This is a genomic window from Arthrobacter sp. V1I7 (genome assembly GCF_030817015.1).
Lineage (GTDB): Bacteria > Actinomycetota > Actinomycetes > Actinomycetales > Micrococcaceae > Arthrobacter.
In genome coordinates this window covers 3,619,233-3,638,284 of the sequence record NZ_JAUSYS010000001.1, presented here as the reverse complement: position 1 = coordinate 3,638,284, position 19,052 = coordinate 3,619,233, and the positions used below count along the sequence as shown (strand labels likewise).

Sequence of the window (19,052 nt, the reverse complement as noted above, 5' to 3'; positions counted from 1 at the left end):
TGGCGGGTGTCCTTTAGGGAACGCGTAGGGACGCTGCTGCTGCATGGTGTCCTGGCGAGTGCAACCGGCTTTGGGAGGGACCTGCGACGTTGGTGCCACTTCCTGACTATGAGCTGGACGGTGCCGTGGAAATCGGGTGGCATCTGGGGAGAGTCAGTCCGCGTTTTCGGACGCGTCGGGCATCTGCTCTGTCGTTTAGACATCCTTACTCGGATGCGGCAGCGGAGAGCATGGTGACGGGGAGGACCACCACCTGTTCGGTGGCGGTCCTCAAAGGTGTCTTCCGGACGGCAGGTCCTCGAGCCGCCGGTCCGGGCAGTGTGCGCTGGTGCCGCTCCAGCCTCCTAGGGAACGTATGGTGCGGAGTGTCTGGGTGAACCGCTCGATTGGCGGGGCATGAGCGTGGGCATGGATTTCCGGATCCTGGGTTCCTTGCCGGGGTTCACGATGAGGTCGATCGCATTGCCGGCGATCTGGTCCAGAGGCACCCGCACGGACGAGAGCGGGGTTGAAAGGCGGGAGGAGAGGGGTATGTCGTTGTAGCCGACCAGGGCGAGGTCTTCCCCGACGGTGATATCGAGTCGGTGGGCGGCCGCGATGACCCCCATGGCCAGGTTGTCGTTGGCGGCGAAGACCGCGCTGGGACGTTTTCCTTTGTCGCTGCCCAGCAGGGATTCCGCGGCGGAGAAGCCGCTTTCAATGCCATAGCCGGCGGCGACCAGCCAGTCTTCCCGGGGGTCAATGCCTGCTTGTTCCAGGGCTTTGCGGGCGCCGGCGAGACGGGCTATTCCGGTGGAGGTGAAGGACGGGCCGGTGATGACGGCGATGTGGCGGTGCCCGAGATCGATGAGGTGGCGGACTGCCAGGTATCCGCCCACCTCATCGTCGCCGAGTGCGGAGGGACTGACCCCGTCGGTGCGCAGTACCAGCGCGTGCACCACACCCCGTTCGCGCAGATGCCGGGGCAGTTCGTCGTCAAGCCGGGCCGTGGCGAGGATCAACCCGTCGACATTGCGGTCCAGGAGTGTTTCGGCGGCGCGGCGTTCGTCGTCGGGATCGTCCCCGCTGGTGGCGACCATAGCGAAGTATCCGCGGTCCGACGCCGCCCGCTCGAGTTCCTCGAACATCAGGGCCATCACGGTGTCGCTCAGACGCGGAACGAGCACCCCGAGGGTCCGGGTTTCACCCCGGCGCAGGTTGGAGGCGAAGGAGTTCCTGCGGTATCCGAGTTCCTCGGCGACCTTCCGGACGTGGACAGCTGCCGCGGACCGGGAGGCGGTGCCTCGTTCGTCCAGAGCGCGGCTGGCGGTCGAAAGACTCACTCCGCTGGCCGCCGCAACATCCCTGAGGGTGACGGTCGTGCCTGGGACAGCCGGTTCCATGGGCGTTCTCCTGTTCGGGATGGTCTTAGTAGACACTCTATTTCCTCCTTGTTCCGAACTTGGCCCTTGACAGTGAGCTGGAACACGTTGCAGAATGAAAACGTTCCCGCAATCGTTCTCACAGCCTAGCGGGATATCGATCAACAAGACAGAGGAAGCTCAAATGACCATCGATCTCCGCGGACTCGTTCCCGCACCCGTGACGCCGTTCAACCGCGACGGCAGCGTCGACGTCGACGCGATCCACCGTCTGGGCGGCTGGCTGGCCAGCGTCGAGGGCGTCAAGGGCCTTGTGGTCCTGGGCCACGCAGGCGAAGGCACCTTCCTGACCCAGGACGAGCACGCTCTCGTCATTCGTGAATTCAAGAACGCCGTCAACGGCGAAATCCCGATCATCGCCGGCATCACCGCCGAAGGAAACACAGTCGCTGCGCTGGAAGCCCAGCGTGCCGTTGAGGCAGGTGCCGAGGCCGGTCTTGTCTACCCGTCCCACGGCTGGCTCCGCTTCGGCTACCAGAAGGGCGCCCCGCAGACCCGTTACAAGGAGATCTACGAAACTTCCGGCCTGCCGCTCATCCTCTTCCAGTACCCGGATGCCACCAAGGCAACCTACGATCTGGAGACCCAGCTGGAGATCGCCGGCCAGGAAGGCGTGTTCGCCACCAAGAACGGCGTTCGGAACATGAAGCGCTGGGACACCGAAATCCCGGTCCTGCGCGAAACCTACCCTGATCTGCAGATCCTCACCTGCCACGACGAGTACCTGCTGCACACCATGTTCGATGTCGACGGCGCACTGGTCGGCTACGGCGGGCTCGCCCCCGAGCCGCTGGTCGAACTCATCGCCGCAGGCAAGGCCAAGGATTACGCCGCCGCCCGCGCCATCCACGACCGCCTGCTGCCGGTGACCAAGAACGTCTACCACCGCGGATCCCACATGGAAGGCACCGTCGCCCTCAAGGAAGGCCTCATCGCCCGCGGCATCCTCGAGCACGCCACCGTCCGGCCCCCGCTGCTTCCCCTGGCCGAGGGAGCCGGCGAGGAGATCGCGAAGGCCCTGAAGTCCGCCAACCTGGGCAACGTCACCGTCCCTGCGTAACATCGCAGTTCAGGGGTGGCGGGCCGACAACGGCCCGCCACCCCTCCCCTAAACTTCACTCTCCCACCGGTCAACGAAGACCCCAGCGATGCAGCTGGAGAAGGAGGACTCGCCAATGCGCGAGCACAACAGGACCGCCCACGCAGTAAAGGTCCAGCCGGGGCATACGGTCAGCAACGAACAAGCTTCGCCTGCATCCGATTCACTTACAACTGATGCTCCGAAGCGCCGGACCTTCCTGGGCTACCTTGCACTCATGGGCCCGGCCTTCGTCGTCGGCGCGTGGCAGTTCGGCCCCGGCAACCTCACCACCGCCGTCCAGGCCGGCAGCCGCTTCGACTACAGCCTCGTCTGGGTCATCGCCGTCTCCACGATCCTGATGATCTTCTTCACCGACATGAGCGTCAGACTCGGCATCGCCACACCCACCTCCCTGATCACCTCCATCAAGGACCACCTGGGCAAATGGGTGGGCGTCCTGGCCGGATTCGGCGTCTTTGGCATCACCCTGATGTTCTCCGTCGGCAACGCCGTCGGCTCAGGCCTGGGCCTGTCCCTGGTCTTCGGCGGCTCCCCGGTCCTCTGGACCGTGATCTGCACTGCCGCCGTCGGCTTCGTTCTGGCCTTCCGCAACGTCTACGGCATCGTGGAAAAAGCCCTGCTGGTCATCGTTGTCCTCATGGGCCTGGCCTTCATCGCCAGCACCATCGTCGCCCAGCCCGACTGGTACCGGTCCATGGAAGGCATGGTTCCAAGCCTGCCGCCGGGAAGTGAAATCCTCATCGTGGCCCTGGTCGGCACCAACTTCTCCATCAACGCCGCGTTCTACACCTCCTACGGCATCAAGGAACACCGCCGCACCCGCGCCGACTACCGCGACATCACCCTCGTGGACACCATCCCCGGCATCGTCGCCCCCGGCATCATGACAGCCCTCGTCATCATGGTCGCGGCCGCCGTACTCGGCAAGACCGGCGCCGAAGCCGGAACCATCAACGCCCTCGCCTCCGTCTTCGCACCCCTCGCCGGCCCCGTCGGAGCCAAGCTCTTCGCTCTCGGCCTCTCAGGAGCCGCCTTCTCATCCATGATCGCCAACGCCACCGCCGGCGGCACCATGTTCTCCGACGCCCTGGGCCGCGGCGCCAAAGCAGGATCGCCTACCGCCCGCATCATCACCGGCATGATCCTTGCCTTCGGCCTGATCATCACCCTTTCGTTCCAGTCCTCACCCGTGACACTGATCGTCATCGCCCAATCCCTCACCGTACTCATCGCCCCCATGCTCGGCGTCCTCATCGTCATCATGGCCAACAGGTCCTCCATCATGGGAGAGCTCCGCAACAGATGGTGGCACAACCTCTTCGGCGCCATCGGCCTCATCGCCATCATCGCCTCCTCCATCAGACTCATCACCACCCTGCTCGGCTAAACAGCACCCGCACCGAGTCCCAACCCATAAGGAGCGCCCCCTGCACACGCCGGGGGCGCTCCTGCTTGCGTCCTGAACGACCGACAATAAGACAGCGGCACGAATGCAGATGCCGCCGTCTTCGAATACAACAGTTTTACAAGACAGACAAGCGGGCTCAGGTCGGGAAGGCATCTCAAATACGACCGTTTCCGCTACAAACCACCAAGCGCGTTCAAAAGATTTGTGACTTTCAGCGATAAATGGCGGTCTTTTTGCGTCGCTAAATGGCGGCCTGCTGGTTCGGGAGTGCTCGCGACCGCCTATAAAAGGTTGCTCGAGACATTCCGAGATCACGTGCGACCTGAGCAGCGGGCTCGCCGCCTTCGACCAGGCGGACAGCGCTTCGAATCTGGCTGTCAGTGACCCGGCGAGGCCGGCCACCAAGGTCCCTTCCAGCTTCTCGGCGTTTGGCGATGGAATCGGTGACGCGTTCGCGTTTGATCTCGTGTTCCATCTGCGCGAGAGCGGCCATGATCGTGAACAGCATGGACCCCATTGATGTCGCAGTGTCGACATCGCCTCCACCGAGGTTTAGAACGCGCAAGCCGGCTCCTCGACTGCGGAGTTCGTCGGCGAAGGCGAGCATGTTCTGTGTCGAACGTCCGAGCCTGTCCAGCGTGGTGATGACGAGGGTGTCGCCATCGATCAGCGCGTCGAGGGCCCGATCGAACTGTGGTCGTGAAGTTCGCGCCCCGGAAACGCCGTGATCGATGTAGAGGTCATCGCGCCGGACACCGGCGGCAAGAAGGTCTGACTGTTGCCGGTCGGTGGATTGCTGCCGCGTGGAAACGCGTGCATAGCCAATCAGTTTGGCCATGGACTGCTCCGATGTGTCTCATAACTAATGGTGGATACAGTGATTCAACCAGAAGGTTTCGAGACATAGTTACGAGAACCGCCGATGGTGAAGAAACTCGGACAATCTCGCGAAAAATAAGATGCTGCAATTGTCATAGCGACCGAGCCTGTGAGACGTCTCGTATCCCAATGGATACGAGACTGGGGGACGAGATCATGCCCTCGCTCCGTGGCTGGCGCATCATTGCCCTGCGACCTTAATCGACGCTCAGTCGCCTTCATTCACCTCGTCCGGCTCGTCTGGCTATGCGCGGGCCATTCCCGTCGTCGCGGTGCGGGCGGCAATGGCGAGGGTGAAGGCTGTTGCGAGCCCGAGTACCGTCCAGGCGTAAATTTCCCAGCCGGGGAGGCTAGTTGTGGCAAGCCAGCGGATGGCGTAGTTAGTGGTTGCGCCCACGGGAAAGGTAAACACCCAAAATAATTGCGTAAAGGGAAGCTTACGGTACTCAGGGAGGAGCATGACCTGCATTAGCGCCATGATTGCCAGCACACCAGTGAGCCCGAGCTGCGCGGCCGCCATTGGACCGGGGTGTGACACCATCCAAGCGATGTTTGCCGTTGCAGGCGCAGCCAGGTATGCGGACAGTCCGGTCTTGGCTGACGGTGCCAGCGCACCTCCGGTCATGAGCCGGACGGTGACGACAGTTCCAACGACAAGCCAAAAGAACATGCCGGCGCCAAATGTGGCTATGGCGGCATCATGGGCGTGGATGCTTGAGAATCCGATGCTGGCGACGAAGGATCCGGCTACGACAGGCAGCAGGTAGCCAGGGTGGATGGACTGCATCGATACCCCGCCGGTGACCCAGTGGGCGAGGAGTTGTGCGGCGACAATGGCCAGCGCGGCGATGAACGCGCCACACAGCCAGGCACCCCAGGGCGGCAGGTACTGGCTGTAGTGGGAGGAAAGCAGGATCCCGATGAGTGGAATAAAGGATGCGAAAGGCCCTGCCACCTCGTGCTTGAGGTCAGAACGGAATGTTCCTTTCCGCCGCAGGCCGCGGAACACGTACGTGACGGTCAGGACCAGCCACAGGGCGGTGGCTGTTCCGTAGAGAATTTCCTCCGGCCACACCGGGGATCCGAGAGCCCCCCTGGCAGCGGACCAGCCGCCGCCCAAACCGGCAAGCCCCAGCGGTACGCCGAACCGGCTCAACTCATGCATCCCTGGCTCGGCGTGCGGAAGCAGAACAGGTTCCTGAGCCACAGGCGCCTGGGCAACAGTGGTGGCACTAGGTGTCATGGTGCCAGCGCATCCGGTTTGTGGGGAAAGACGAGGAGTGTGCTTGTGGCGGTGGCGAGGAGTTCACCGTCGGCGGCGCTGAGGCGGCCTTCTGTGAAGATGAGCCGCGAACCAGCTTTCACCACTGACCCCTCTGCGCGAAGGGCGCCCTTCCGGAGCGTGACGGGCCGCAGGTACTTCACCGCCAGGTCGATGGAGGTGTAGCCGAGCCCTGCTGCCAAGGTGGTGTGTGCTGCGCAGCCGAGGGCCGTGTCAAGGAGTGTGCATGTTAGGCCGCCGTGCACCATTCCAAGGGGGTTGTAGTGGGCTTCTCCCGGCCGGCACTCGAATTCGACGTGTCCATGTGTAGCTTCGACGAGATCGAATTTCATCAGGGACGCGATCGGCGGCGGCGCTATGCTGCCGTCGCGGAGGCCTGAAAAGTAGTCCAGACCCGACAGTAGTGGCAGCTGTTGGAGAGCTACTGCCGGATCCATCCAGGTGAAGGTCTCCGAGCGCTCTGCGGAGGTGTTGCTTGTCATGAATGTATCTCTCTGAGTTCTTACGAGGTCTTCAGGCTTTGCCGGGGTCATGCAGAGGCATCGGCTGCCAAGGCAGGGTACAAATCCAGGATCGGCCCTGACAGTCCGAGCTTCACGCCGGCAGCGATGTCGTCCACGATGACCTCGTAATCTCCCTGCTCGAGCGCATCGAACGACTTCCGCACGACTTCCTCCGGGGAAATTTTTGGGGCATCGACGCCCTTCGCCATGGCGGTGTCGATGTAGCCGACGTGCACGCCCGTGACGTGCGTGCCTTGGGGGGCCAGTTCCGTCCGGAAGGAGTTGGTCGCCGACCACAGCGCCGCCTTTGATGCGCTGTAGGCGCCGGTGAGCGCGATCCAGCTGAGCGCCGAGTGGATGTTGAGGACCGCTGACGTCCCGCTTGCCGCGAGCACCGGCGCGAATGCCCGGGTCAGGGCGACCGGTCCGAAGAAATTGGTCTCCATCACGTTTCGGATTTCCTCGTCGGGCAGTGCAAGGAGTGTGTCCGATTCCACGGCAATGCCGGCGTTGTTAATGAGGACCGTGACGTCCGGAGCCTGCGCGACGGCGGCCCGGATCGAGGCAGGGTCGGTGACATCGAGCGCGAGCGGGACGATGCGGGCATCGTTCCACTCCTGGGGACGGCGGGCTGTCGCATACACCTTGGCCGCGCCCCTGGCGAGGGCCTGTTCCACGAACTCGCGGCCCAGTCCTCCGTTCGCGCCGGTGACAAGGACGACGGCGCTAGACAGCTGTGGCATGAATTCTCCTGATCTCAGACAGGGCGGCGACGTAGTTATCGCTGCCTTCGAAAGTCAGGTTAGCCGAGTCGGTTGGATTTTCCAACTAACTTGTATACTTACAGAAAGCACTGAAAGCAGGTAAGCGATGAAACCATCCGATACAGCCACAGATGCGCCCAGGGCGTGTTTCATCGCAGCAGGGCTCGAGGTGCTGGGCGAGCGGTGGGCGCTGCTGGCGCTTCGGGAGATGTCCCTGGGTGTACATCGGTTCGACCAGATAGCCCGCAATACAGGTGCGTCCCGCGACATCCTGACAGGTCGGCTGCGGACACTGGAAAGCCATGGCGTTATTGAGCGCGTCCAATATTCCGAGCGCCCCCAGCGCCATGAGTACCACCTCACAACTTCCGGGGCCGAAGTTGCTCCCATTCTCATCTCGCTCGCGGCGTGGAGCAGTACCTGGATGCGCGACACGACACCCCGCGCCTCCTACCGGCACAGTTGCGGGGCCGACCTGAAACCGGTGCTGACGTGCGCGGAATGCGGCGAGGAATTCAGAGTGGGCAGTCTGATGCTGGGACCGCTGGTGTCAACGGCCGACGCCATCCCGGTAGACCAGTAACGACAAACCTGAAGGGCGACGACGGGACATCCCGCGGTCGTCCGCTGTAGCGGCCGCACGAACCAAGGAATTTCAATAAGACATACATCAAGAGGAGATAAATGTCCGGCAATCCGGCAGCAGTGACACTGGAGGTAGTTGACTTTGAAGACCCCAGAGCAGCCCGTCTGCGGGATCTGTTAACAGACGAGCTTCTCGCCCGATACGCTACCGAAGAAGAACCTCATCTTTCCGAAGCAGCGCAGAAAGCGCTCTCCGTACCACCGCAAGATTTCATCGCCAACGTCCTGGTACTTAATACCGTAGGTGAAGCCATAGGGCACGGCGCTCTCCGCCGGTTGAATGGGGAATGGGAGGTCAAACGGGTCATTACAGACCCTGCGGCCCGAGGTATGGGCGCTGCGACCGTACTCATGGCTGAACTCGAAAGGATTGCCGCCAGTGCCGGCGCCCGCCGCGTTATCCTGCAAACCGGGGGTAAGCAGCCGGAAGCTGAAGCTGTTTATCGAAAACTCGGATACAGGCAGATACCCACTTATCCTCCCTACGAGCACTCCATCCCGTCGTCGATCTGCTTTGCAAAAGAGCTTCAGCCTATGGAGGACCGACTCCCGTCCATTCTCGGCCAGGAATAGAGGTCCGGCCGTGGGGCAGAAAAGGTCCATCTCTAACTTGAGCTATTAGTCTCGCTCGAACCCCGATAGTGGGCCTTCCGTAAGCATGGCAGCCGGCTGCTACCGTATCTTCACGGACACGGCGTCCGGCTCTCTGGAATCCCGCCCGGAACTGACGAAAATCCTGGACCAACTCCGGCCCGGGGACACGCTGGTCGTATGGAGGCTGGATCGCCTCGGCCGATCCATCCGGCACTTGATTGATCAGCTGGGTGGCCTGCAGGAACGCGGCATCGGATTCCGCTCCCTGCAGGAAGCGATCGATACCACGTCTTCAGGTGGGCGTCTCGTCTTCCATGTATTCGCCGCACTGGCAGAGTTCGAACGGGATCTGATCCGTGAACGGACCAACGCAGGCCTCCAGGCGGCACGGGCACGCGGGCGCTCCGGCGGCAGGCCCGCACTGCTGACCAAGGACAAACTCCGGACTGCACGACGGCTTTACGAGCAGCAGGAGATGACGGTTGAGAAGATCGGTGAGGTCCTCGGCGTCAGCCGCGCCACCGTGTATCGGGCACTCCGGCGCGAACCGGCACCTGCTGCGCCGCGGCTGCGGCGGTCAACCGCCACACAGAAATCTGTCCGGTGACGGCCGGAGGCAGCAGTACCCGACGGGGGATGCTGCCTCCACACCTGAGCAGGCGGCGTTGATGCGCTGGCAGATCCTGTGCCGGCACGTCGAAGACGGCGTGCCACTGACGACCCTCGCCGCACTCGAAGGCATCGGACTCCGGACACTGCAGCGCTGGCACGCCGCCCACAAACGCAGCGGCATCGCCGGACTCGCCACAGCAAACCGCGGGACCTCCCAACGCAGGAGCACTCCCGAGCTGGTCGCACTTGTCGAAGGTCTGGCCCTGCTGAAACCGCGCCTGCCCGTGGCCACCATCGCCCGCAAGGCCAACCGCGTCGCCGCCGACCACGACTGGCCGCCGCTCTCATACAGCACACCACCGAGCCAAGCGCCCCAACGCCATCTGGCAGGCAGACCACACCGAACTGGACATCCTCGTCCTGGACGCGAACCTGAAGCCCGGGCGCCCGTGGCTCACCACGATCCTGGACGACTACTCCCGCGCAGTCTGCGGCTACATGCTCTTCCTCGGAGCACCGTCAGCTATGAACACCGCACTGGCACTGCGACAGGCCATCTGGCCCAAGGCCCGAGCAGAGTGGCCCATGTGCGGGATCCCCGACACCCTCTGCGTCGACCACGGGTCGGATTTCACCAGCAACCACCTGGCCCAGACGGCGAAGGACCTGCACTTCGAAATCACCTACTCAACAGTTGCCAGACCCCAAGGGCGGGGCAAGATTGAACGGTTCTTCGGCAGCGTTAATACCGAGCTGTTGACCGAACTGCCCGGACGCCTGACCCGCGACACCCGCCTCCGGCACCGGTGCTGACCCTCAAAGAGCTAGACACGGCAATCTGCCGTTTCATCATGGAGGACTATCACCAACGCGAGCACCCCGAGATCAGGGCCACCCCGCATCATGCCTGGGTAGGCGACGGCTGGCTGCCCAGGCTCCCGGCAACCATGGACGAACTGAATCTATTGCTGCTGACCGTGGCCAAACCCCGGATCGTCCACCGCGACGGCGTGCACTTCCAGGGGCTCAGATACGTCTCGCCACTCCTGGCCGCCTACGTCCGAGAACCGGTCATTGTCCGCTGCGACCCGCGGGACATCACTGAGATCCGCGTCTTCCACAAGAACCAGTTCATCTGCAGGGCCGTGGACCCTGACCACGAAACCTCCACTCTCACTTTGAAAGACATCCAGGGGGCGCGATCGGCCCGCCGCCGGGAACTGCGCGGACAAATCAACCAGCGCATCTCAGTCGTGGCCCGGCACCTGCCGGACCTGGCATCAGCTAAACCAACTCCCGCCCCGGACGCTGTTGATCCACCCAAGAAGCGCCCAAAGCTACGCACCTACCTGGAGGACGGCCAATGACTGCACAGAGCTTCATCGCAACGAAAGAGCCCGCCGGTTCGCTGAGTTCGCGGACACGGTGCGCCGCCAGCACACCATCGGTATCTGCTACGGCCAGGCCGCAATCGGCAAGACCCTCTCCGCCAGGCGCTAGGCAAACTGGCACAAGGCAGAGAACCTCCTGGAACAGTGGGGTCCCCGGGACGACTCTGACTATCAGATCTATGCGGCCCTGGCCCGGGCACGCAGCGTCTTCTACACCCCCGCTGTGCTCACCTCGCCCAAACAGATCCATCCCGAACTCGAGCACATCAGCACCCGCGTATCTGCGTTGACCAGCATCTGGAAAAGATCGGCAAGAAGACAGGACCACCCACCCGCACCGGCAAGCATGTGGAGCTGCTCATCATTGACGAATCCGAGCGGCTCAACGCCACGGCGCTTGAGCTCCTGCGTGACCGCTACGACCGGGACAGCATAGCCCTGATCCTCATCGGCATGCCCGGGATTGAAAAATGGTTCAGCCGCTACGCGCAGCTCTACAGCAGGGTCGGCTTCGCCCACAAATACCGTCCACTCGCCCAGGAAGAACTGAATTTCGTTTTGGAGCGCCGATGGCACAAACTCGGTCAGACCCTGGACCCGGAAGATTTCACCGATGCCCAGGCCATCGCAGCCGTCGCCCGGATTACCCGAGGCAACTTCCGCCTCATCGACCGGCTATTCACCCAAGTCGAACGAGTCATGAAAATCAATGAACTCAGCACCATCACCGACGACGTCATTGAAGCCGCACGCTCAACCCTCGTCATCGGAATCAGCTAAACCGCCAAACCGAGCTGCGAAAAAGCAGGGCGGTGAACGAGGGGGGACTGTAATTTAAACGGTGTAACTCCAGAGAATTAGGAGGTTGCCGTGACTGATGTGATTAGTGATGTGACTGCTGCGACGAGCATGGTTGCGCCGGCTCCGGCGGACGCGCTGGATGAGCAGTTGGTGCAGCAGCTGAGTGAGCGGGCGCGTGCGGAAGGCCTGCGGCTGACCGGTGAGGGCGGGCTGCTGTCCCGGCTGACGAAGATGGTCGTGGAATCGGCGCTGGAGGGCGAGATGGAGGACCATCTGGGCTACGCCCGGCACGATCCGGCTGGCAGGGACGGCGGGAACTCGCGGAACGGCACCCGGTCCAAGGAGCTGTTGACCGAGGCCGGTCCGGTGCAGATCGCGGTGCCGCGGGATCGGGACGGCTCGTTCACCCCGGAGCTGGTCAGGAAGCGGCAGCGCCGCCTGTCCGGGCTCGATGACCTGGTCATTTCGCTGTCCGCCAAGGGACTCACGTACGGGGAGATCTGCGCCCACCTGGCCGAGGTCTACGGCGCGGAGGTCTCCAAGCAGACGATCTCCACCATCACGGAGAAGGTCTTGGAGGGTTTGGCGGCCTGGCAGAGCCGGCCGCTGGATCCGGTCTATCCGGTGATCTTCATCGACGCGGTGATCGTGAAGATCCGCGACGGGCAGGTCACGAACCGGCCGATCTACGTGGCGCTGGCGGTGACCTGCGAGGGCACCCGTGACATTCTTGGGCTCTGGGCCGGCGAGCACGGTGACGGGGAGGGGGCGAAGTACTGGCTGCGGGTCCTGTCCGAGATCAAGAACCGCGGCACCCAGGACTGCCTGATTGTGGTCTGTGACGGGCTCAAGGGCCTGCCCGAGGCCATCGCCACCGTCTGGCCGCAGACGATCACCCAGACCTGCATTGTTCACCTTTTGCGCAACTCGTTCCGCTACGCGTCGAAGAAGGACTGGTCCGCGATCGCGAAGGACCTCAAGCCCGTCTACACGGCGGCGTCGGAATCCGATGCCCTGGACCGGTTCGTGGAGTTCAGCGAGAAGTGGGAGAAGCGCTACCCGGCGATCATCCGGCTGTGGACCAACGCCTGGGCCGAGTTCGTGCCCTTCCTGCAGTTCGACCGCGAGATCCGCACGATCATCTGCACGACCAACGCCATAGAGAGCATCAACGCGCGCATCCGGCGAGCCGTGAATGCCCGCGGACACTTCCCCACGGAGCAGGCCGCGCTCAAATGCGTCTATCTGGCGGTCATGAGTCTGGACCCCACCGGGACGGGCCGACAACGCTGGTCCAACCGCTGGAAGGCTGCGCTCAATGCCTTCGAAGTCACCTTCGACGGACGCCTGTCCGCCGGCAAGAAATAAAATCAAAACCAGTTACACCGAAAACTTGACGCTGATACTGGAAGGGTCCGGGAATGCAGTGACCCGATACTTGACTGGCGGCCCCCTTCGGGGGACCTGTCCTTGACCTGATTTGTCCTGCGTTCCCGGGACCAGCCGTGGGCTCTGCCGGTTCATGACCTCATAGGAGCATGACCGATCCCATGACCAGTTGGCCCTGCCATGGTGCGCGTCCCTTCAGCGTCCTGTCTGCGGCCGACAGGGCCAACGGTGACAACCCGAACCGTTGCTTGGAAGGACACCATATGCCACACGCGAGAGCGGATGTCGACGCGGCCGGACGCGTCGCCGGGGTCGACACCCACACCGACACTCACACCCTTGCCATTCTCACCGAGAACGGCGCGGTGGTCTCCACCGCGACGTTCACGGCGGACAGCCGTGGCTATGCCGCGCTCATCGATGCCGTAGCCTCAGCCGGCCCCGTCCGGGGGATCGGTGTCGAGGGCACCAACTCCTACGGCGCCGGCCTGACCCGGGCCCTTCAGTCCGCCGGACACACCGTGCTGGAAGTCCTGCGCCCTACCCGGCAGGTGCGCCGGATGAATGGGAAATCAGATCCTGTCGACGCAGTCGAAGCTGCCCGTACGGTGCTTTCCGGCCGTGGCATCTCCATCCCGAAAGACACCAACACCGCCGCTGAATCCATCCGATTCCTGCTCGGCGCGCGGAAACGGTTCGTCTCCTCCATGACCTCGATCTCCAACGCCATTAAAGGGCTGCTGATCACCGCTCCAGAACCGGTCCGCGCCAGATACCGGGACCTGGACACGGACGCGCTGCTGCGCCGTCTGGCCAGTAGTCGTCCTGGATCCGATCTGGCCGGCCCTGAAGACGCCGCCGGGCTGGCCCTGAAGACGATGGCTTGCGCCCACCAGGAGCTCTCAGACCGCGTCGCCGGCATCGAGACGCAATTGCATGAACTCGTCCAGGCGCACCACCCAGCATTGCTGGATGTCTACGGCGTCGGGACCCTGGTCGCCGCGCAACTCGTCGTGACCGCGGGCGGCAACCCAGAGCGGATCCGCAACGAAGCGTCGTTCGCCGCGCTCTGCGGCGCCGCGCCAATCCCGGCGTCCTCCGGGCGCACCACCCGCCACCGGCTCAACCGTGGCGGCGACAGACAGGGTAACGCCGCCCTCCACCGCATCGCACTCGTCCGAATGCGCCACGACCCCAAAACCCGCGCCTACGTCGAGCGCCGCACACAGGATGGCAAGAGCAAGAAGGAAATCATCCGCTGCCTCAAAAGGGCCATCGTCCGAGAGATCTACCGCATCCTTACCAGCCCAGCAGTAAGGACGGTCCAAGCCGACCTCCGCGCCATTCGCACGAAAAAGAACATCACCCTCAGTCAAGTGGCCGTAGCCTTAAGCACGTGGCCCGCCCGGATCTCCGATATCGAGCGCAAAGCCCGGCCGCTGCCCGAACTCGCCGATCGCTACAGAAACTGGCTCGCCACCGCTTGACACACGATAGGAGCATCAGACCCAACGAGGGTTGTCTGTACACCGCTTCAGGAGCCAGGTGCACAAAGTGCCAGTAGTCATCCCACTGCTGGGGCGTTTCCTTTAGCGTGCGCCTCGTTCAAGATCGGCTAGTTCGGATTCAAGTTGCTGTGTCAGGTTCCGCAGACGGCGGATGTGTTCTTCGGATACGCGTCCGGGTTGCGACGTCACCTGCGCGTCAACGTCGAAGACAGTGTTGGGGCTGTGCCAGACGTTGAACCACTCCAGACCGTGGCCGAGAGCGTCGCGCGTTACGCCTTGCAGCAGGAGCAGGGGTTCGCGAATGTTGGAGTTGAGTATTTGTGCCAGGTCATGATCTGCTGCCACGGCCTGGACCTGCCTGGGACCGCCTGCCGGGTGATACCCGTGTTCTCGCATGAGGCCGAGCAGTGAAGCGTTTTCCAGCAGTTCCTTGGCGAAGTGCGGGAAGAGGTCGCGGGGAACCCAGGTCCTCATGAAGGCTACCGGGACCTCTTCCAGGTAGCGGATCCGTTCAATCTTCCACGTGTTAGTGGTGTTCAGCGCCTCTACCGCCGACTCGGGCGGGGGTGCATGTTCAACGGCGATGACATGGGTACGCAGCCGCTGGCCGTGCGCGGCGGCCTGTTCGTCAAGCCCGCCGGCGCGCTGGATATGCCGGCGGAGGACCGGTGTTGCGGCCACCACGCTGCCACGGCCGCGCTGACGACGGATCAGCCCGAGGTCGGACAGTCCAGACAACGCTTGGCGTACCACGCTGCGGGAGACACCGAACTGTTTCTGGAGTTCCTCTTCGGTCGGAAGGGGAGAGCCGGGGAGCAACGGCCGTTCCAGTATCTGCCGGTGCAGGATGTCCCGGATCTGCGCATGAAGGGGCGGCCCCTCCTCCCGGTTCAGGCCGTTAGCCCGCTCCCGGGGCTCTGTCCCGGCTGGTTGCACACTCACACTGACTCCTTTTGCCGCTCGAGCACATCATAGCCCGCGGTTGCTGCATCTCCCGCCTTGACGGGTGATCCAAGCCACAGGTAATGTACGTACTAATTGTACGGACTTGATCCGACGACTGGAACATACAATGACGTAGAAAGGTCGAGTAAATGACGCAGCTGCACTTGAGGACTGGACGCTCACGCGTGCCAATGTTTGCCTTCCTCCAAAAGGTCCCGGCAGGCATGATGCTTATCCCGCTGATGCTGGGGGTGCTGATGAACACCTTCGCGCCCGAGGCCCTAAAAATCGGCGGCTTCACCACGGCGCTCTTCAAGGAGGGCGCCCTGACACTGATCGCGGTGCTGATTCTGGCTACCGGCGCCCAGATCACCGGAAGCCACAGCGGCAAGGCCGCCGCCTCCACCACTACCGTTGTACTGGTCTGCAAGACCCTGATCCCTGCCACGATTGCGGTGATCCTGGGCCTGGTGGTGGGTATCGAAGGCATCGCAGGGGTATCGATCCTGGCGATGCTGGCAATCTTCGGGAACAGCAACGGCGCCCTCTGGCTGGCGTTCGCCGGCCAGTACGGCGACGAGCGGGACACAGGCGCCTATGTCGCCAGCGCCTTTGATGACGGACCATTCCTGGCACTGATCTTCCTGGGCGCATCAGGGCTGGGCGACATCCCCCTGCTCGCCTTCGCTGCGGCACTGATCCCGTTCATCATCGGCCTCATCATCGGCGCAGTCGACCGGGAGTGGACGAAGGCCCTGGACCACGTACCGAACATCGTCATCCCGTTCATGTCCTTCGCTGTTGGCACCGGCATCAATCTGAAGACCGTGCTCACCGGCGGATTCGCCGGCATCTTCCTCGGCCTGATAGTAGTCATCTTCACCGGAGGCCTGACCTATCTCGGATACCGGTTCATCCTCAAGCGCGGCTTCAAGAGCGGCATCGGGTTCGCCGCCGGCACCACAGCCGGCAACGCCGTAGCCGTACCCGCTGTAGTAGCCGTAGCCGACCCGCGCTTCGAACCCTTTGTCGCCTCCGCCTCAGCCCAGGCCGCCACAGCGGTCCTCGTGACAGCGCTACTCGCCCCGATCGTCGCTTCCTGGGCCCTGAAGCGGGCCGGAGGCCTGCAGCCGGCCGATCCGGTCCCCAGCTCAATCTGAACCAGCCTTGTACATCCCCTTCATGGACGGAGAAACCATGCGCGACCCGCGCTCGGTGCGTTGCACCTACTACCTAGAGTCCGAGATTGACCCTCAAAAGGCCGCAGCCATCATGGCGGGCGAGCAGTCCAGCGGCACGTTCCTGCCGGTACCCGGCGAATCCGCCCGCATCCGGGAGCGGCACGCCGCGCGCATCTCGGACGTTCAGGAGTTGGGCTTTTGCCGGCCCTCCCTGCCCTCCCGGACGACTCCCGAAAAGGTCCGGGCAGCCCTTGTCACCGTCGATTTCCCAATGGAGAACGTCGGCACCGACCTGGCCACCCTGCAGACCGCCATTGCCGGCAACCTCTTCGAACTGGGCGACCTTTACGCCTGCCGGCTGCAGGACATAGCCCTGCCCGAGGACTTCGTCGCCGCCCACCCCGGCCCTGCATTCGGCATCGAGGGAACCCGCAAACTCATCAGCGACGTTCAGGGCGTCATGGTCGGCACCATCGTCAAGCCCAACGTCGGACTCTCGGAAGAGGAATTCCGGCTGGTCGTCCGGGACCTGGCGATGGCCTCCATCGACCTGATCAAGGACGACGAACTGATGACCGACCCCGCGTACCTGCCCTTGGAGCGCAGGGTCGCGGTCGCCACAGAAGAAATCCGCGCCGCCGAGCAGGTCACCGGCCACTCCACCATGTACGCCTTCAACATCACCGGTGACCTCGCCGGACTGCAGAAACGCCACGACTTGGTCGTTGAAGCCGGCGGCCGGTGCGTGATGCTGAACATCCCGGTCATGGGTCTGCCCGCCCTGGCCCTGCTGCGCAGCTTCGCCGAAGTACCGATCCACGGCCACCGGGCAGGCCTCGCGGCCTCGATGCGGTCCAAGGCCCTGGGCATGGACTACCGGGTCTGGCAGCAGATGGCCCGCCTCGCCGGCGCCGATCACCTGCACGCCAGCGGACTCGGCAGCAAGTTCTACGAACTGGACGAAGAGGTCGCCGCGAACATCCGCAGCCTGCTCGAACCCCTCGGACAGACCATTGCACCGCTGCCCGTCCTGTCCTCCGGGCAGAACGTCACCACCCCCGGACCGACCTTCGACGCGGTTGGATCCACAGACCTGATGATGCTCGCCGGCGGCGGCGTCGCCGCCCACCCGGACGGTCCCGGGGCCGGAGTGCAAAGCCTGCGCCAGGCCTGGGAAGCGGCCGTGAACGGCGTACCGCTGCAGGCGGCAGCGGACAAGCGGTCCCGGGCCGGGGACGATGCACTCCTGCACGCAGTCCAAACTTTCGCGAAAGGTGCCTGAAATGCCCGCATTCGGTTTCGTCGCAGATGATCTCACCGGAGCCGCCGACGTCCTTGCCCAGTCCCACCGCTACGGACTGGAAGCAGCCCTGGTCATCGGGGATGCGCCGCTGCCCACCGACACCGACGTCGTCGGATATGCCGGGCCGGCACGCTCCCTGTCCGGGGCAGCGTTCGACAACCTGGTCAGCAGGGATCTGGCCGGCATCGCCGCTCTCAACCTGGAGGTGCTGCTGTACAAGGTCTGCTCCACGTTCGACAGCTCCTCCACGGTCGGCAGCATTGGTCGCGGAATCCAGCTGCTGCATGAGCAGTTCGCCCTGCACGGTCCAATCCCCGTGGTGCCGGCCCAGCCAGGTTTCGGTCGCTACACCGCTTTCAGCAACCACTACGCGACCCATGCCGGCAAGATCTACCGGCTAGACCGCCACCCGGTCATGTCCCGGCATCCTTCCACCCCCATGGCTGAGGCCGACCTGCGCCAGGTCCTGGCCGGCCAGCTCGGCGGCGGCCAGGTACCGGGGGCGATCCATCTGCCCGCCTATGACGACGGCACATTCAAGGACGAGTGGGCGGACCGGCGGCGGGACCCCGGGGTGCAGGCCTTTGTGGTCGATGCCGTGGACGAACGCCACATGGACGCCGTCGCCGAGGCACTCACGCGGGAGGAACACGGGCACGGGCCCTCCATCGTCGTTGGATCCGGCGGCATCATGGCAGCACTGGCGCGGTCTGTCTCCGGCCACGCTCCGCGCACCCCCGGACCGCAGCGGCCGTCGGGACCTGTGCTGGCCGTGAGCGCCTCAGCGTCCAGCACCACAGCAGAGCAGATCAACGACGCCCTCTCCCATGGCTGGGAGGACGTTCCCGTGCCTGCCGAGCTGCTGCAGCACCATGACACGACGGCTGTGGCAGCCCTGGATGAGCGCGTCTCGGCGGCCCTTCGTTCGGGCCGCAACGTCATCGTCCACACCACCCGCGGCGCGGCGGACCCACGCTACGGAGCCAGCAAACCGGTGGACGCCGGCTATGTCGGCGCACTGATCGGCGGCATCGCCGCCCGCATGGCCACAGCCGGGCTCACCCGGGACATCGCCGTGTGCGGCGGGGACACCTCCAGCCATGCACTCATCGCCATGGGTGTGCGCGAACTGCGCGTCTCGGACCAGTTCGTCACCGCGGGCCCCATCCTGCAAGCCGACGGCGGCTCCGCCGTCGCCGGATGCCGCCTGCTGCTCAAGGGCGGACAGGTCGGTCCCACCAACATCCTGCGCCGCTTCGCCGGCCAACTCGCCGGCTAATACCCACCCAGGCAATTCCTCCAAGCATCACCAGAACCAACGAAA

The 19,052-nt window shown here is 63.8% G+C and carries 18 protein-coding genes and 1 pseudogene; 13 read left to right on the top strand and 6 right to left on the bottom strand.

Annotation, left to right across the window (positions count from 1 at the left end):
* Nucleotides 1-344 precede the first annotated feature (344 nt).
* A complete protein-coding gene (locus QFZ69_RS16665) occupies nt 345-1,382 on the bottom strand; it encodes a LacI family DNA-binding transcriptional regulator (protein WP_306912925.1) in 1,038 nt (345 codons plus the stop codon).
* 163 nt (nt 1,383-1,545) lie between these two features.
* Here QFZ69_RS16665 and QFZ69_RS16660 point away from each other — a divergent pair, with 163 nt between their 5' ends.
* Both QFZ69_RS16660 and QFZ69_RS16655 read left to right on the top strand, forming a co-directional pair.
* Nucleotides 1,546-2,481 (top strand): dihydrodipicolinate synthase family protein, encoded by a 936-nt coding sequence (locus QFZ69_RS16660; RefSeq protein ID WP_306912924.1) that lies wholly within the window; start codon nt 1,546-1,548, stop codon nt 2,479-2,481.
* A gap of 115 nt (nt 2,482-2,596) precedes the next feature.
* Nucleotides 2,597-3,910, top strand: coding sequence for an Nramp family divalent metal transporter (locus QFZ69_RS16655; protein WP_306912923.1), 1,314 nt, complete (start codon nt 2,597-2,599; stop codon nt 3,908-3,910).
* 262 nt (nt 3,911-4,172) lie between these two features.
* Here QFZ69_RS16655 and QFZ69_RS16650 read toward each other — a convergent pair whose 3' ends face one another.
* From QFZ69_RS16650 to QFZ69_RS16635, 4 genes are all read right to left on the bottom strand, one after another.
* Nucleotides 4,173-4,769 (bottom strand): recombinase family protein, encoded by a 597-nt coding sequence (locus tag QFZ69_RS16650; RefSeq protein WP_306912922.1) that lies wholly within the window; start codon nt 4,767-4,769, stop codon nt 4,173-4,175.
* 285 nt (nt 4,770-5,054) lie between these two features.
* The gene (locus tag QFZ69_RS16645; protein WP_306912921.1) at nt 5,055-5,975 is read right to left on the bottom strand and encodes a TDT family transporter; all 921 of its coding nucleotides are present in this window, start codon (nt 5,973-5,975) and stop codon (nt 5,055-5,057) included.
* Nucleotides 5,976-6,049: 74 nt separating this feature from the next.
* Nucleotides 6,050-6,574, bottom strand: a complete 525-nt coding sequence (locus QFZ69_RS16640; RefSeq protein ID WP_306912920.1) for a PaaI family thioesterase — start codon at nt 6,572-6,574, stop codon at nt 6,050-6,052.
* A gap of 47 nt (nt 6,575-6,621) precedes the next feature.
* Entirely contained in the window at nt 6,622-7,338 is a 717-nt protein-coding gene (locus tag QFZ69_RS16635; protein WP_306912919.1) for an SDR family oxidoreductase, read from the bottom strand.
* A 127-nt stretch (nt 7,339-7,465) separates the two neighbouring features.
* On the opposite strand from QFZ69_RS16635, the gene QFZ69_RS16630 reads away from it, so the two are divergent.
* The 8 genes and pseudogenes from QFZ69_RS16630 to QFZ69_RS16595 all read left to right on the top strand — a co-directional run bounded on the left by QFZ69_RS16630 (nt 7,466) and on the right by QFZ69_RS16595 (nt 14,278).
* Complete coding sequence (locus QFZ69_RS16630; protein ID WP_306912918.1) at nt 7,466-7,942, top strand: helix-turn-helix domain-containing protein; 477 nt, start codon at nt 7,466-7,468, stop codon at nt 7,940-7,942.
* Nucleotides 7,943-8,043: 101 nt separating this feature from the next.
* The gene (locus QFZ69_RS16625; protein ID WP_306912917.1) at nt 8,044-8,577 is read left to right on the top strand and encodes a GNAT family N-acetyltransferase; all 534 of its coding nucleotides are present in this window, start codon (nt 8,044-8,046) and stop codon (nt 8,575-8,577) included.
* 85 nt (nt 8,578-8,662) lie between these two features.
* Nucleotides 8,663-9,205, top strand: a complete 543-nt coding sequence (locus QFZ69_RS16620; protein WP_306912916.1) for a recombinase family protein — start codon at nt 8,663-8,665, stop codon at nt 9,203-9,205.
* Nucleotides 9,206-9,591: 386 nt separating this feature from the next.
* Nucleotides 9,592-10,023: a DDE-type integrase/transposase/recombinase gene (locus QFZ69_RS16615; protein ID WP_306919481.1), complete on the top strand. Its 432-nt coding sequence runs from the start codon at nt 9,592-9,594 to the stop codon at nt 10,021-10,023.
* Nucleotides 10,024-10,061: 38 nt separating this feature from the next.
* Complete coding sequence (locus QFZ69_RS16610; RefSeq protein WP_306912915.1) at nt 10,062-10,577, top strand: Mu transposase C-terminal domain-containing protein; 516 nt, start codon at nt 10,062-10,064, stop codon at nt 10,575-10,577.
* Nucleotides 10,574-11,381: pseudogene (locus QFZ69_RS23385) on the top strand (AAA family ATPase). The gene QFZ69_RS16610 and the pseudogene QFZ69_RS23385 overlap by 4 nt, the downstream one beginning before the upstream one ends.
* A gap of 129 nt (nt 11,382-11,510) precedes the next feature.
* The gene (locus QFZ69_RS16600) at nt 11,511-12,770 is read left to right on the top strand and encodes an IS256 family transposase (protein WP_306919480.1); all 1,260 of its coding nucleotides are present in this window, start codon (nt 11,511-11,513) and stop codon (nt 12,768-12,770) included.
* Between the two features lie 284 nt (nt 12,771-13,054).
* Nucleotides 13,055-14,278 (top strand): IS110 family transposase, encoded by a 1,224-nt coding sequence (locus tag QFZ69_RS16595; protein ID WP_306912914.1) that lies wholly within the window; start codon nt 13,055-13,057, stop codon nt 14,276-14,278.
* A gap of 102 nt (nt 14,279-14,380) precedes the next feature.
* On the opposite strand, the gene QFZ69_RS16590 is transcribed toward QFZ69_RS16595, so the two are convergent.
* Nucleotides 14,381-15,241 (bottom strand): GntR family transcriptional regulator, encoded by an 861-nt coding sequence (locus QFZ69_RS16590; protein ID WP_306912913.1) that lies wholly within the window; start codon nt 15,239-15,241, stop codon nt 14,381-14,383.
* A gap of 152 nt (nt 15,242-15,393) precedes the next feature.
* Here QFZ69_RS16590 and QFZ69_RS16585 point away from each other — a divergent pair, with 152 nt between their 5' ends.
* The 3 genes from QFZ69_RS16585 to QFZ69_RS16575 are packed head-to-tail and all read left to right on the top strand — an operon-like array spanning nt 15,394 to nt 19,007.
* Nucleotides 15,394-16,404 (top strand): 2-keto-3-deoxygluconate permease, encoded by a 1,011-nt coding sequence (locus tag QFZ69_RS16585; RefSeq protein ID WP_306912912.1) that lies wholly within the window; start codon nt 15,394-15,396, stop codon nt 16,402-16,404.
* A 37-nt stretch (nt 16,405-16,441) separates the two neighbouring features.
* Nucleotides 16,442-17,707: a RuBisCO large subunit C-terminal-like domain-containing protein gene (locus tag QFZ69_RS16580; RefSeq protein ID WP_306919479.1), complete on the top strand. Its 1,266-nt coding sequence runs from the start codon at nt 16,442-16,444 to the stop codon at nt 17,705-17,707.
* Nucleotide 17,708: 1 nt separating this feature from the next.
* Nucleotides 17,709-19,007: a four-carbon acid sugar kinase family protein gene (locus QFZ69_RS16575; protein WP_306912911.1), complete on the top strand. Its 1,299-nt coding sequence runs from the start codon at nt 17,709-17,711 to the stop codon at nt 19,005-19,007.
* The last annotated feature ends 45 nt before the right edge of the window (nt 19,008-19,052 follow it).